The 13,729-nt window shown below is 59.5% G+C and carries 9 protein-coding genes and 4 tRNA genes; all 13 read left to right on the top strand.

Features of this window, described 5'->3' with window-relative positions:
* Positions 1 to 10: 10 nt before the first annotated feature.
* The 13 genes from OUY36_RS03625 to rpoC all read left to right on the top strand — a co-directional run bounded on the left by OUY36_RS03625 (position 11) and on the right by rpoC (position 13,597).
* Positions 11 to 95, top strand: a tRNA-Tyr gene (locus OUY36_RS03625).
* 25 nt (positions 96 to 120) lie between these two features.
* Positions 121 to 194: transfer RNA gene (locus OUY36_RS03630), tRNA-Gly, on the top strand.
* Positions 195 to 220: 26 nt separating this feature from the next.
* Positions 221 to 296 (top strand) — tRNA-Thr (locus tag OUY36_RS03635).
* Between the two features lie 84 nt (positions 297 to 380).
* Positions 381 to 1,574, top strand: a complete 1,194-nt coding sequence (tuf, locus tag OUY36_RS03640; RefSeq protein ID WP_063544037.1) for an elongation factor Tu — start codon at positions 381 to 383, stop codon at positions 1,572 to 1,574.
* 51 nt (positions 1,575 to 1,625) lie between these two features.
* Positions 1,626 to 1,701, top strand: a tRNA-Trp gene (locus OUY36_RS03645).
* A gap of 42 nt (positions 1,702 to 1,743) precedes the next feature.
* Positions 1,744 to 2,112, top strand: a complete 369-nt coding sequence (gene secE / locus OUY36_RS03650; protein ID WP_152480820.1) for a preprotein translocase subunit SecE — start codon at positions 1,744 to 1,746, stop codon at positions 2,110 to 2,112.
* A gap of 9 nt (positions 2,113 to 2,121) precedes the next feature.
* The gene (gene nusG / locus OUY36_RS03655) at positions 2,122 to 2,655 is read left to right on the top strand and encodes a transcription termination/antitermination protein NusG (RefSeq protein ID WP_011911976.1); all 534 of its coding nucleotides are present in this window, start codon (positions 2,122 to 2,124) and stop codon (positions 2,653 to 2,655) included.
* A gap of 110 nt (positions 2,656 to 2,765) precedes the next feature.
* Positions 2,766 to 3,197 carry a 50S ribosomal protein L11 gene (gene rplK, locus OUY36_RS03660; protein WP_063544041.1) on the top strand — a complete coding sequence of 144 codons (432 nt, stop codon included), beginning with the start codon at positions 2,766 to 2,768 and terminating at the stop codon, positions 3,195 to 3,197.
* Positions 3,197 to 3,892, top strand: a complete 696-nt coding sequence (rplA, locus tag OUY36_RS03665) for a 50S ribosomal protein L1 (RefSeq protein ID WP_063544043.1) — start codon at positions 3,197 to 3,199, stop codon at positions 3,890 to 3,892. The genes rplK and rplA overlap by 1 nt, the downstream gene beginning before the upstream one ends.
* Before the next feature lie 208 nt (positions 3,893 to 4,100).
* Positions 4,101 to 4,601, top strand: a complete 501-nt coding sequence (gene rplJ, locus OUY36_RS03670) for a 50S ribosomal protein L10 (RefSeq protein WP_011911979.1) — start codon at positions 4,101 to 4,103, stop codon at positions 4,599 to 4,601.
* Positions 4,602 to 4,681: 80 nt separating this feature from the next.
* Positions 4,682 to 5,050, top strand: a complete 369-nt coding sequence (gene rplL / locus OUY36_RS03675) for a 50S ribosomal protein L7/L12 (RefSeq protein WP_063544045.1) — start codon at positions 4,682 to 4,684, stop codon at positions 5,048 to 5,050.
* A gap of 212 nt (positions 5,051 to 5,262) precedes the next feature.
* Complete coding sequence (rpoB, locus tag OUY36_RS03680) at positions 5,263 to 9,333, top strand: DNA-directed RNA polymerase subunit beta (RefSeq protein WP_161612701.1); 4,071 nt, start codon at positions 5,263 to 5,265, stop codon at positions 9,331 to 9,333.
* Positions 9,334 to 9,397: 64 nt separating this feature from the next.
* Positions 9,398 to 13,597 (top strand): DNA-directed RNA polymerase subunit beta', encoded by a 4,200-nt coding sequence (gene rpoC, locus OUY36_RS03685; protein WP_102840419.1) that lies wholly within the window; start codon positions 9,398 to 9,400, stop codon positions 13,595 to 13,597.
* The last annotated feature ends 132 nt before the right edge of the window (positions 13,598 to 13,729 follow it).

Below are 13,729 nucleotides of genomic sequence, written 5' to 3' on the forward strand. Positions count from 1 at the left end.
GCCTCACTTTGGAGGGGTTCCCGAGCGGCCAAAGGGATCAGACTGTAAATCTGACGTCATAGACTTCGAAGGTTCGAATCCTTCCCCCTCCACCAGATTCAAGCGTAAGCTTCGGCGTTCGCGGGTATAGTTTAGTGGTAGAACCTCAGCCTTCCAAGCTGATGATGCGGGTTCGATTCCCGCTACCCGCTCCAGCTTCGATGTTTGCGGTATATGTTTCGCTCATGTAGCTCAGTTGGTAGAGCACACCCTTGGTAAGGGTGAGGTCAGCGGTTCAAATCCGCTCATGAGCTCCAAACCTCAAAGGCAGATATGTAAATATCTGCCTTTGTTTTAATGGTGGCGTGACTAGCTCAATTCAACGATGGGAGACGGTCTCGATGGCTAAAGAAAAGTTCGAACGTAACAAACCGCACGTCAACGTCGGCACCATTGGTCACGTCGACCATGGCAAGACCACTCTGACTGCTGCTCTGACTCGCGTGTGCTCCGAGGTTTTCGGCTCCGCTCGTGTCGACTTCGACAAGATCGATAGCGCGCCGGAAGAGAAGGCTCGCGGTATCACCATCAACACCGCTCACGTAGAGTACGACTCCAATGTCCGTCACTACGCGCACGTTGACTGCCCGGGTCACGCTGACTATGTGAAGAACATGATCACCGGTGCTGCCCAGATGGACGGTGCGATCCTGGTTTGCTCGGCTGCTGATGGCCCCATGCCGCAGACCCGCGAGCACATCCTGCTGTCCCGTCAGGTAGGTGTTCCGTACATCGTCGTGTTCCTGAACAAGGCTGACATGGTCGACGATGCCGAGCTGCTCGAGCTGGTCGAGATGGAAGTTCGCGACCTGCTGTCCACCTACGACTTCCCGGGTGACGACACTCCGATCATCATCGGTTCTGCGCTGATGGCGCTGAACGGTGAAGACGACAACGAGCTGGGCACCACTGCGGTCAAGAAGCTGGTCGAGACTCTGGATACCTACATCCCTGAGCCGGTTCGCGCGATCGACAAGCCGTTCCTGATGCCGATCGAAGACGTGTTCTCGATCTCCGGTCGCGGTACTGTTGTAACTGGTCGTGTTGAGCGCGGTATCGTCAAGGTCCAGGAAGAGATCGAGATCGTCGGTCTGCGTCCGACCACCAAGACCACCTGCACCGGCGTGGAAATGTTCCGCAAGCTGCTGGACGAAGGTCGTGCTGGTGAGAACTGCGGCGTCCTGCTGCGTGGCACCAAGCGTGATGACGTCGAGCGTGGTCAGGTACTGGCCAAGCCGGGCACCATCAAGCCGCACACCAAGTTCGAGGCTGAGGTGTACGTGCTGTCCAAGGAAGAAGGTGGTCGTCACACCCCGTTCTTCAAGGGCTATCGTCCGCAGTTCTACTTCCGTACCACTGACGTGACCGGTTCGTGCGAGCTGCCGGAAGGCGTTGAGATGGTGATGCCGGGCGACAACGTGAAAATGGTTGTTACCCTGATCAAGCCGATCGCCATGGAAGACGGCCTGCGCTTCGCAATTCGCGAAGGTGGTCGTACCGTTGGTGCCGGCGTGGTTGCCAAGATCGTCGAATAACGATTGATCTGTTTGAAGCAGGTCGGCATAATAGTCGGCCTGACTCTTTCTAGGCCAGTAGCTCAATTGGCAGAGCGGCGGTCTCCAAAACCGCAGGTTGGGGGTTCGATTCCCTCCTGGCCTGCCATTTTCAATAGCGAATTTGGCAGTCTTTACAAGGTTCTAGCAGATGAATATCAAAGCTGAAGCCAATGACACGCGCTTCGATCTGGTGAAGTGGTTTGTTGTGGCTGCTTTGGTCGTGGTTGCCGTGGTTGGTAATCAATACTACTCCGCTGAGCCCGTTCTTTATCGTGTCCTTGCGGTGCTTGCAGTGGGTGCTGTTGCGGCGTTTGTCGCCTTCCAGACCTCAAAAGGGCGCTCGTTTGCTGTGCTGCTGAAAGAGGCGCGCGGCGAAATTCGCAAGGTCGTTTGGCCGACCCGTCAGGAAACTACCCAGACCACGATGATCGTTGTCGTGGTGGTGTTGGTGATGGCGTTGCTGCTGTGGGGGCTCGATTCTCTGCTCGGCTGGTTGGTCTCCATGGTTGTTGGCTAAGGGTGTCTCGTGGCTAAGCGTTGGTACGTTGTGCATGCTTACTCGGGTTACGAGAAGCACGTCATGCGCTCCTTGATCGAGCGCGTCAAGCTTGCTGGCATGGAAGATGAGTTCGGCGAGATTCTGGTTCCGACCGAAGAGGTCGTGGAGATGCGTAACGGGCAGAAGCGCAAGAGTGAGCGCAAGTTCTTCCCGGGTTACGTTTTGGTCCAGATGGAGATGAACGAGGGTACTTGGCACCTCGTCAAGGATACTCCTCGTGTGATGGGCTTTATTGGTGGTACGGCAGACAAGCCGGCGCCCATCACGGATAAAGAGGCCGAGGCTATTCTTCGTCGCGTGGCCGATGGTAGTGATAAGCCTAAGCCGAAAACGCTCTTCGAGCCAGGTGAAGTGGTTCGCGTAGCTGATGGCCCGTTCGCCGACTTCAATGGCGTTGTCGAAGAGGTCAATTACGAGAAGAGCCGGATTCAGGTCGCGGTCCTCATTTTCGGTCGCTCTACGCCGGTAGAGTTGGAGTTCAGTCAGGTCGAGAAGGTTTAACTGGACGAAGCATCCCACACCCCGCAGTTTCAGGCTGCGGGGTTTTGTCGTCATCGGGATAAATGAGCAAAGGGGAGCCGTAAGGCGCTAAAACCCGTAACGGAGTAAATATGGCTAAGAAGATTCAAGCTTACATCAAGCTTCAGGTGAAGGCCGGTCAGGCTAATCCGTCGCCGCCCGTTGGTCCTGCCCTGGGTCAGCATGGTGTGAATATCATGGAGTTCTGCAAGGCTTTCAATGCCAAGACTCAGGGCCAGGAGCCCGGTCTGCCGACCCCTGTGATCATTACTGTATACAGTGACCGCAGTTTTACTTTTGAAACCAAGAGCACTCCGGCAGCTGTGCTGCTGAAGAAGGCCGCCGGCATCACCAGTGGCTCGGCTCGTCCTAACACCCAGAAGGTTGGCACTGTCACTCGTGCCCAGCTGGAAGAGATCGCCAAGACCAAGCAGGCTGATCTTACCGCTGCTGAAATGGAAGCTGCTGTTCGAACCATCGCAGGTTCGGCGCGCAGCATGGGCCTGAACGTGGAGGGTGTGTAATGGCTAAGTTGACCAAGCGCCAGAAGGCTATCGCCGAGAAGATCGAAGCTGGCAAGCAGTACGCGTTCGAGGATGCGGCCAAGCTGTTGGCTGAGGTATCCGCGGTCAAGTTCACCGAGTCGTTCGACATTGCGATCAATCTCGGTGTCGATCCGCGTAAATCCGACCAGGTCGTGCGTGGTGCAACCGTTCTGCCGAATGGCACCGGTAAGACTGTTCGTGTCGCAGTTTTCACCCAGGGCCCGGCTGCTGAGGCTGCGCTGGCTGCAGGCGCTGATCGGGTCGGCATGGACGAACTGGCTGCAGAGATGAAAGGCGGTGATCTGAACTATGACGTGGTGATCGCTTCGCCGGATGCCATGCGCGTTGTTGGTCAGCTGGGCCAGATTCTCGGTCCGCGTGGACTGATGCCTAACCCGAAAGTTGGCACCGTTACCCCTGACGTGGCTACCGCTGTCAAGAATGCCAAGGCTGGTCAGGTGCGTTTCCGTACCGACAAGAACGGCATTATCCACACCTCGGTGGGTAAGGTTGGCTTTGAGGCTGGCCAGCTGAAGCAGAACGTCGAAGCGCTGCTGTCGGATCTCAAGCGCCTGAAGCCATCCACTTCCAAAGGTATCTACGTCAAGCGTGTGACCCTGAGCACCACTATGGGGCCAGGGCTGGTCATCGATCAGTCTTCGCTGGAAGCGTAAAGCCTGGCTGCCTCCATGATGGGGCGGCTTGCAATATTGGGGTCCCTGCCTGGCGGGGGCTATCCAAGACCGTAGGTGGCGCAAGCCTTAAACCCGGAGAGTGATCTCTTAAGCCTACGCAGATGGTGCTCCCGATTCGTACCGAATCAGACACCAAAACGCCGTCGGGCTCCGGCCTGACGTATCGGTAAAAACCAGGAGTAAACCCGTGGCAATTAAACTCGAAGACAAGAAGGCCATCGTCGCTGAAGTCAACGAGGCTGCCAAAGCCGGTCTGTCCGCTGTCGTGGCTGATGCCCGTGGCGTGACCGTCGGCGCAATGACCGGACTCCGTAAAGAGGCCAGAGCGGCTGGTGTGTACGTGAAAGTCGTGCGTAACACCCTGCTCAAGCGCGCTGTTGAAGGCACTCAGTTTGACGTGCTCAACGACGTGTTCAAAGGCCCGACCCTGATTGCGTTCTCCAACGAACATCCGGGCGCTGCTGCTCGTATCTTCAAGGAGTTCGCCAAGGGTCAGGACAAGTTCGAGATCAAGGCAGCTGCGTTCGAGGGCAAGTTCCTCGCAGCAAACCAGATCGACGTGCTGGCAAGCCTGCCGACCCGCGAAGAGGGCATCGCACAGCTGATGAGCGTTATTCAAGGCGCCACCAGCAAGCTCGCTCGCACCCTGGCAGCTATTCGCGACCAGAAAGAAGCTGCTGCTGCCTGAGGCGGCGTAAGCACTTTCAAAATCACATGTTTAATTTGATGGCTGCGTAAGCTGTCACCCCAATACAGGAATAGATAGTCATGTCTCTGACTAACGAGCAAATCATCGAAGCGATCGGCCAGAAATCCGTTATGGAAATCGTCGAGCTGATCAAGGCGATGGAAGAAACCTTCGGTGTTACCGCTGCTGCTGCCACTGTTGCTGCTGCTGGCCCGGCTGCCGCTGCTGTCGAAGAGCAGACCGAGTTCACCATCGTCCTGGCCGAAGCCGGCGACAAGAAAGTGAACGTGATCAAGGCGGTTCGCGAGCTGACCGGTCTGGGCTTGAAAGAAGCCAAGGCTGTCGTTGACGGCGCCCCGGGCGTGGTCAAGGAAGGCGTTTCGAAGGAAGAAGCCGAAGCTGCCAAGAAGGCTCTGGAAGAAGCTGGCGCCAAAGTCGAGCTCAAGTAAGCGACGACCTTGCGTCTACAGCCCGAGCGACTCGCGACAGGCTGATGGCTGGTGGCTCTTGCCACCGGCCTTTTTCCGTTATGGAAAGCCAGCCATTCTGGCTCTTCCGCGGAAGCCACTTACAGGTGGCGCGAACCAAGGGGTTCGCAAGATTTTCTGGCTGCTCCCGTCGGGAGAAGCCAACAAGCAGGTGACCAAGCTGGGGAACGCTGATGGCTTACTCATACACTGAGAAAAAACGTATCCGCAAGGACTTTAGCAAGTTACCGCACGTGATGGACGTGCCGTATCTTTTGGCCATCCAGCTGGATTCGTATCGCGAATTCCTGCAGGCGGGAGCGACCAAAGATCAGTTCCGCGACATTGGCTTGCATGCAGCCTTCAAATCCGTTTTCCCGATTATCAGCTATTCCGGCAATGCAGCGCTGGAGTACGTCGGCTATCGCCTGGGCGAGCCGGCTTTCGATGTCAAGGAATGTGTCCTGCGCGGCGTGACCTTCGCCGTTCCGCTGCGCGTCAAGGTGCGCCTGATCATTTTCGACAAAGAGTCGTCGAACAAGGCCATCAAGGACATCAAGGAGCAGGAAGTCTACATGGGGGAAATCCCCCTCATGACCGAGAACGGTACCTTCATCATCAACGGTACCGAACGCGTCATCGTTTCCCAGCTGCATCGTTCGCCGGGCGTGTTCTTCGATCATGACCGCGGCAAGACCCACAGCTCCGGCAAGCTGCTGTACTCCGCGCGCATCATTCCTTACCGCGGCTCCTGGCTGGACTTCGAGTTCGATCCGAAGGATGCCGTCTTCGTCCGTATCGACCGTCGCCGCAAGCTGCCCGCGTCGGTACTTCTGCGCGCGCTGAACTACAGCACCGAAGAGATCCTGGACGCCTTCTATGACACCAACATCTTCCATGTGAAGGGCGAAACCCTCGCATTGGAGCTGGTGCCGCAGCGTCTGCGCGGTGAGATCGCGACCTTCGACATCAAGGATGACAGCGGCAAGGTCATCGTCGAACAGGGCCGTCGTATCACCGCTCGCCATATCAACCAGCTCGACAAGTCCGGCATCAAAGAGCTCGAGATGCCGATGGACTACGTTTTGGGTCGTACCGTCGCCAAGGCGATCGTACATCCTGCCACTGGTGAGATCATCGCCGAGTGCAACACCGAGCTGACCGTCGACGTCATGGCGAAGATCGTCAAGGCGCAGGTCGTGCGGTTCGAGACGCTGTACACCAACGACATCGATTGCGGTCCGTTTATTTCCGACACGCTGAAGATCGATTCGACCACCAATCAGCTCGAAGCGCTGGTCGAGATCTACCGCATGATGCGCCCGGGCGAGCCGCCAACCAAGGACGCCGCCGAGACGCTGTTCAACAACCTGTTCTTCGCTGCTGAGCGCTACGATCTGTCGGCTGTCGGCCGGATGAAGTTCAACCGCCGTATCGGTCGCACCGAGATCGAGGGCTCCGGCGTACTGAGCCGTGAGGACATCGTCGCGGTTCTGAAGACCCTGGTCGACATCCGCAACGGCAAGGGCATCGTCGATGACATCGACCACCTGGGTAACCGTCGCGTGCGCTGTGTTGGCGAAATGGCCGAGAACCAGTTCCGCGTTGGCCTGGTGCGCGTCGAGCGTGCGGTCAAAGAGCGTCTGTCGATGGCCGAAAGCGAAGGCCTGATGCCGCAGGACCTGATCAATGCCAAGCCGGTTGCGGCGGCGGTGAAGGAGTTCTTCGGTTCCAGCCAGCTCTCGCAGTTCATGGACCAGAACAACCCGCTTTCGGAGATCACCCACAAGCGCCGCGTCTCCGCACTCGGCCCAGGCGGTCTGACCCGTGAGCGTGCCGGCTTCGAGGTGCGTGACGTGCACCCGACTCACTACGGCCGCGTCTGCCCGATCGAAACCCCTGAAGGTCCGAACATCGGTCTGATCAACTCCCTGGCTGCCTATGCTCGCACCAACCAGTATGGCTTCCTCGAAAGTCCGTACCGTGTGGTCAAGGACGGCGAAGTCACCGACGAAATCGTGTTCCTTTCGGCGATCGAAGAAGCCGACCACGTGATCGCCCAGGCCAGCGCCAAGCTGGAAGGTCGCAAGCTGGTCGACGAGCTGGTGGCTGTGCGTCATCTGAACGAATTCACCGTCAAGGCTCCGGAAGACGTGACCCTGATGGACGTTTCGCCGAAGCAGGTCGTCTCCGTCGCTGCCTCGCTGATTCCGTTCCTCGAGCACGACGACGCCAACCGCGCGCTGATGGGTTCCAACATGCAGCGTCAGGCCGTGCCGACCCTGCGTTCGGACAAACCGCTGGTAGGTACCGGCATGGAGCGCAACGTGGCACGCGACTCAGGCGTCTGCGTGGTCGCTCGTCGCGGCGGCGTGATCGACTCGGTCGATGCCAGCCGTATCGTGGTGCGCGTGCGTGACGATGAGGTCGAGACCGGCGAAGCGGGTGTCGACATCTATAACCTGACCAAGTACACCCGCTCCAACCAGAACACCTGCATCAACCAGCGTCCGCTGGTGCGCAAGGGTGACGTGGTGGCGCGTGGCGACATCATGGCCGACGGTCCGTCCACCGACATGGGCGAGCTGGCACTGGGTCAGAACATGCGCGTCGCGTTCATGCCGTGGAACGGCTACAACTTCGAGGACTCCATCCTCCTCTCGGAGCGTGTGGTTCAGGAAGACCGTTTCACCACTATCCATATCCAGGAACTGACCTGCGTGTCGCGCGACACCAAGCTCGGCCCAGAGGAGATCACCGCGGACATCCCGAACGTGGGTGAGGCTGCGCTGAACAAGCTGGACGAGGCCGGTATCGTCTACGTCGGTGCCGAAGTCGGTCCGGGCGACATCCTGGTCGGCAAGGTGACGCCGAAGGGCGAAACCCAGCTGACGCCGGAAGAGAAACTGCTGCGCGCGATCTTCGGTGAGAAAGCGTCCGACGTGAAGGACACCTCCCTGCGTGTGCCGACCGGCACCAAGGGCACCGTCATCGATGTGCAGGTGTTCATCCGCGACGGCGTCGAGCGCGACTCCCGTGCGCTGGCCATCGAGAAGATGCAGCTCGACGAGATCCGCAAGGATCTCAACGAAGAGTTCCGTATCGTCGAAGGCGCCACGTTCGAGCGCCTGCGCTCGGCGTTGGTCGGTGCGACTGCCGAGGGCGGCGCCGGCCTGAAGAAAGGTGTCGTGATCACCGACGAGATTCTTGATGGGCTCGAGCATGGCCAGTGGTTCAAGCTGCGCATGGCCGAAGACGCGCTGAACGAGCAGTTGGAGAAGGCGCAGGCCTACCTCTCCGATCGCCGCCAGCTGCTCGACGACAAGTTCGAGGACAAGAAGCGCAAGCTGCAGCAGGGCGACGACCTCGCGCCGGGCGTGCTGAAGATCGTCAAGGTCTACCTGGCGATCAAGCGCCGCATCCAGCCGGGCGACAAGATGGCCGGCCGTCACGGTAACAAGGGTGTGGTCTCGGTGATCATGCCGGTCGAAGACATGCCGCACGATGCCAACGGCACGCCAGTGGACATCGTCCTGAACCCGCTGGGTGTACCGTCGCGTATGAACGTCGGTCAGATCCTCGAAACCCACCTGGGCCTCGCGGCCAAGGGCCTGGGCGAGAAGATCAACCTGATGCTCGAAGAGCAGCGCAAGGTCGCCGAGCTGCGCAAGTTCCTGCATGAGATCTACAACGAGATCGGTGGTCGCCAGGAAAGCCTGGACGACCTGAGCGATCAGGAAGTGCTGGACCTGGCGAACAACCTGCGCAAGGGCGTTCCCATGGCCACCCCGGTATTCGATGGTGCCAAGGAGCGCGAGATCAAGGCCATGCTGAAGCTGGCCGATCTGCCGGAAAGCGGTCAGATGCAGCTGTTCGACGGACGTACCGGCAACAAGTTCGAGCGCACCACCACGGTCGGCTACATGTACATGCTGAAGCTGAACCACCTGGTCGACGACAAGATGCACGCGCGTTCCACCGGTTCGTACAGCCTGGTTACCCAGCAGCCGCTGGGTGGTAAGGCGCAGTTCGGTGGTCAGCGCTTCGGGGAGATGGAGGTCTGGGCGCTGGAAGCCTACGGCGCCGCGTACACCCTGCAGGAAATGCTCACGGTCAAGTCGGACGACGTGAACGGGCGGACCAAGATGTACAAGAACATCGTGGACGGCGATCACCGTATGGAGGCCGGCATGCCGGAATCCTTCAACGTGCTGATCAAAGAGATCCGCTCGCTCGGTATCGATATCGATCTGGAAACCGAATAACCACGCACCGCCTGTGCGGCACCGGCGATAGCCGGCTGCCGCAGGTCCGTGAGGAGGAAAGGCCTTGAAAGACTTGCTGAATCTGTTGAAAAACCAGGGTCAAATCGAAGAGTTCGATGCCATCAAGATTGCCCTGGCGTCGCCCGAGATGATCCGTTCGTGGTCCTTCGGTGAAGTGAAGAAGCCGGAGACCATCAACTACCGTACGTTCAAACCTGAGCGCGACGGCCTTTTCTGCGCCAAGATCTTTGGCCCGGTCAAGGACTACGAGTGCCTGTGCGGCAAGTACAAGCGCCTCAAGCACCGTGGCGTGATCTGCGAGAAGTGTGGTGTGGAAGTCGCGCTGGCCAAGGTCCGTCGCGAACGCATGGCGCACATCGAGCTGGCTTCGCCGGTCGCCCACATCTGGTTCCTGAAGTCGCTGCCGTCCCGTATCGGCCTGCTGCTGGACATGACCCTGCGTGATATCGAGCGCGTGCTCTATTTCGAGAGCTACGTGGTGATCGATCCGGGCATGACCACCCTGGAAAAAGGCCAGCTGCTGAACGACGAGCAGTACTTCGAGGCGCTGGAAGAGTTCGGTGACGACTTCGATGCCCGCATGGGCGCCGAAGCTGTGCGCGAGCTGCTGATCCAGATCGACCTGGAGCACGAGATCGGCCGTCTGCGCGAAGAAATTCCGCAGACCAACTCGGAAACCAAGATCAAGAAGCTCTCCAAGCGTCTGAAGCTGATGGAGGCTTTCCATGGCTCGGGCAACCTGCCGGAGTGGATGATCCTGACCGTGCTGCCGGTGCTGCCGCCGGATCTGCGTCCGCTGGTCCCGCTGGATGGCGGTCGTTTCGCGACTTCGGATCTGAATGATCTTTATCGCCGCGTGATCAACCGCAACAACCGTCTGAAGCGCCTGCTCGACCTGTCGGCGCCGGACATCATCGTGCGCAACGAAAAGCGCATGCTGCAGGAAGCGGTCGATGCGCTGCTGGACAACGGCCGCCGCGGCCGCGCCATCACCGGTTCGAACAAGCGCCCGCTGAAGTCCCTGGCCGACATGATCAAGGGTAAGCAGGGCCGTTTCCGTCAGAACCTGCTCGGCAAGCGCGTGGACTACTCCGGTCGTTCCGTGATCACCGTAGGCCCGACCCTGCGTCTGCACCAGTGCGGTCTGCCGAAGAAGATGGCCCTCGAGCTGTTCAAGCCGTTCATCTTCGGCAAGCTGGAAATGCGCGGCATGGCCACCACCATCAAGGCGGCCAAGAAGATGGTCGAGCGCGAGCTGCCGGAAGTCTGGGACGTTCTCGCCGAAGTGATTCGCGAGCATCCCGTGCTGCTCAACCGCGCGCCGACGCTGCACCGTCTGGGTATCCAGGCGTTCGAGCCGGTACTGATCGAAGGCAAGGCGATCCAGCTGCACCCGCTGGTCTGTGCCGCGTACAACGCCGACTTCGACGGTGACCAGATGGCCGTGCACGTGCCGCTGACGCTGGAAGCCCAGTTGGAAGCGCGCGCGCTGATGATGTCGACCAACAACATCCTCTCGCCAGCCAACGGCGAGCCGATCATCGTTCCGTCGCAGGACGTGGTTCTGGGTCTGTACTACATGACCCGTGAAGCCATCAATGCCAAGGGCGAAGGTCGTGTGTTCGCCGACCTGCAGGAAGTCGACCGCGTGTTCCGCGCCGGCGAGGCCTCGCTGCACGCCCGGGTCAAGGTGCGTATCAACGAGACCATCAAGGATCGCGACGGCAGCATCACCAAGAACACCCGCATCGTCGACACCACCGTCGGCCGCGCGCTGCTGTTCCAGATCGTACCGGAAGGCATGTCGTTCGACGTCGTCAACCAGCCGATGAAGAAGAAGGCGATCTCCAAGCTGATCAACCTGTGCTACCGCACCGTTGGTCTGAAGGACACCGTCATCTTTGCCGACCAGCTGATGTATACCGGTTTCGCCTACTCGACCATCTCCGGTGTTTCGATCGGCGTGAACGATTTCGTCATCCCGGACGAGAAGGCGCGCATCATCGATGCGGCGACCGAAGAAGTGAAGGAAATCGAATCGCAGTACGCCTCCGGCCTGGTTACCCAGGGCGAGAAGTACAACAAGGTGATCGACCTCTGGTCCAAGGCCAACGACGAAGTGTCCAAGGCGATGATGGCCAACCTCTCGAAAGAGAAGGTCATCGACCGTGAAGGCAACGAAGCCGAGCAGGATTCGTTCAACTCGATGTACATGATGGCCGACTCGGGTGCGCGGGGCTCCGCGGCCCAGATCCGTCAGCTCGCCGGTATGCGCGGTCTGATGGCCAAGCCGGACGGCTCCATCATCGAGACGCCGATCACCGCGAACTTCCGTGAGGGTCTGAACGTACTGCAGTACTTCATCTCCACGCACGGTGCTCGTAAGGGTCTGGCGGATACCGCACTGAAAACCGCGAACTCCGGTTACCTGACGCGTCGTCTGGTCGACGTCGCGCAGGATCTGGTAGTTACCGAGATCGATTGCGGCACCGAGCAGGGGCTGCACATGACTCCGCACATCGAAGGTGGCGATGTGGTCGAGCCGCTCGGTGAGCGCGTACTGGGTCGTGTGATTGCACGTGACGTGCTCAAGCCGGGCACTGATGACGTGCTGGTCCCGGCGGGTACGTTGATTGACGAGCAGTGGGTCGACTTCATCGAGCTGAACAGCATCGACGAAGTGATCGTGCGTTCGCCTATCTCGTGTGAAACCCGTTACGGCATCTGCGCCAAGTGCTACGGGCGCGATCTGGCCCGCGGGCATCAGGTCAACATCGGTGAGGCTGTCGGTGTCATCGCCGCGCAGTCGATCGGTGAGCCGGGCACCCAACTGACCATGCGTACCTTCCACATCGGTGGTGCGGCGAGCCGTACCTCGGCCGTCGACAACGTACTGGTGAAGAATGGCGGTACCATCCGCCTGCACAACCTGAAGCACGTAGAGCGTGCCGACGGCGCGCTGGTAGCGGTGTCCCGTTCCGGTGAGCTGGCTGTGGCGGACGACTTCGGTCGTGAGCGCGAGCGTTACAAGCTGCCGTACGGTGCTGTGATTTCCGTGAAGGAAGGCGACAAGGTCGATGCTGGCGCCGTGGTTGCCAAATGGGATCCGCACACTCACCCGATCGTGACCGAGATGAAGGGTATCGTGACCTTCGTCGGTATGGAGGAGAATATCACCATCAAGCGCCAGACCGACGAGCTGACCGGTCTGACCAACATCGAGGTGATGGATCCGAAGGATCGTCCGGCCTCTGGCAAGGACATTCGTCCGGCCATCAAGATGGTCGATGCCAGTGGCAAGGAACTGCTGCTGCCGGGTACCGACGTACCGGCTCAGTACTTCCTGCCGGCTAACGCGCTGGTCGGTGTGGCTGACGGTGCCGAGATCAACGTGGGTGACGTCATCGCACGTATCCCGCAGGAAACCTCGAAAACCCGCGACATTACCGGTGGTCTGCCGCGCGTTGCCGACCTGTTCGAAGCGCGTCGTCCGAAGGAGCCGTCCATCCTGGCGGAAATCAGCGGTACGATTTCCTTCGGCAAGGAAACCAAGGGCAAGCGTCGTCTGGTCATCACTCCGACCGACGGCAGTGATCCGTACGAGGAGCTGATTCCGAAGTGGCGTCACCTCAACGTCTTCGAAGGCGAACAGGTGAACAAGGGTGAAGTAATCTCCGACGGTCCGAGCAACCCGCACGACATCCTGCGTCTGCTGGGCGTCAGTGCGCTGGCACGCTACATCGTCAACGAGATCCAGGACGTCTACCGCCTGCAGGGCGTGAAGATCAACGACAAGCACATCGAGACGATCCTGCGGCAGATGCTGCGCAAGGTCGAGATCACCGAGTCGGGAGATTCCAGCTTCATCAAGGGTGACCAGATGGAGCTGACCCAGGTGCTGGAAGAAAACGAGCGCCTGAGCGAAGAGGACAAGTTCGTCGCCAAGTACGTGCGCGTCCTGCTGGGTATCACCAAAGCCTCGCTGTCGACGGAGTCGTTCATTTCCGCGGCCTCCTTCCAGGAGACCACCCGCGTGCTGACCGAGGCCGCCGTCACCGGCAAGCGCGACTACCTGCGCGGGCTGAAGGAAAACGTGGTCGTGGGTCGTCTGATTCCGGCCGGTACCGGTCTGGCCTATCACAGCGAGCGCAAGCGCAAGCGTGATGCCGAGAAGCCGGTTCGCGTGAGTGCCGATGAAGTCGAAGCGGCGCTGACTGAAGCGCTGAACTCCAGCGGCAATTGAGAGTGCCAGGCCCCGGTCGCAAGCCGGGGCCTGCCTTGACGGTGGGCGAGAAGCTCTTTAGACTCTCGTACCCCTAAATTGGCGGGGCTTCGTGCCCTGCCATTTTCGTTTGTGTCGAAAGACAACAGTGGA

Origin of the sequence: Stutzerimonas sp. R40042, assembly GCF_026642215.1 — a bacterium.
In the GTDB taxonomy this organism is placed as follows: domain Bacteria; phylum Pseudomonadota; class Gammaproteobacteria; order Pseudomonadales; family Pseudomonadaceae; genus Stutzerimonas; species Stutzerimonas frequens.

Excerpts from the sequence above, each read along its gene's own strand:
- tuf (WP_063544037.1), top strand. The coding sequence starts at position 381 with ATGGCTAAAGAAAAGTTCGAACGTAACAAACCGCACGTCAACGTCGGC.
- secE (WP_152480820.1), top strand. The coding sequence starts at position 1,744 with ATGAATATCAAAGCTGAAGCCAATGACACGCGCTTCGATCTGGTGAAG.
- rplK (WP_063544041.1), top strand. The coding sequence starts at position 2,766 with ATGGCTAAGAAGATTCAAGCTTACATCAAGCTTCAGGTGAAGGCCGGT.
- rplA (WP_063544043.1), top strand. The coding sequence starts at position 3,197 with ATGGCTAAGTTGACCAAGCGCCAGAAGGCTATCGCCGAGAAGATCGAA.
- rplL (WP_063544045.1), top strand. The coding sequence starts at position 4,682 with ATGTCTCTGACTAACGAGCAAATCATCGAAGCGATCGGCCAGAAATCC.
- rpoB (WP_161612701.1), top strand. The coding sequence starts at position 5,263 with ATGGCTTACTCATACACTGAGAAAAAACGTATCCGCAAGGACTTTAGC.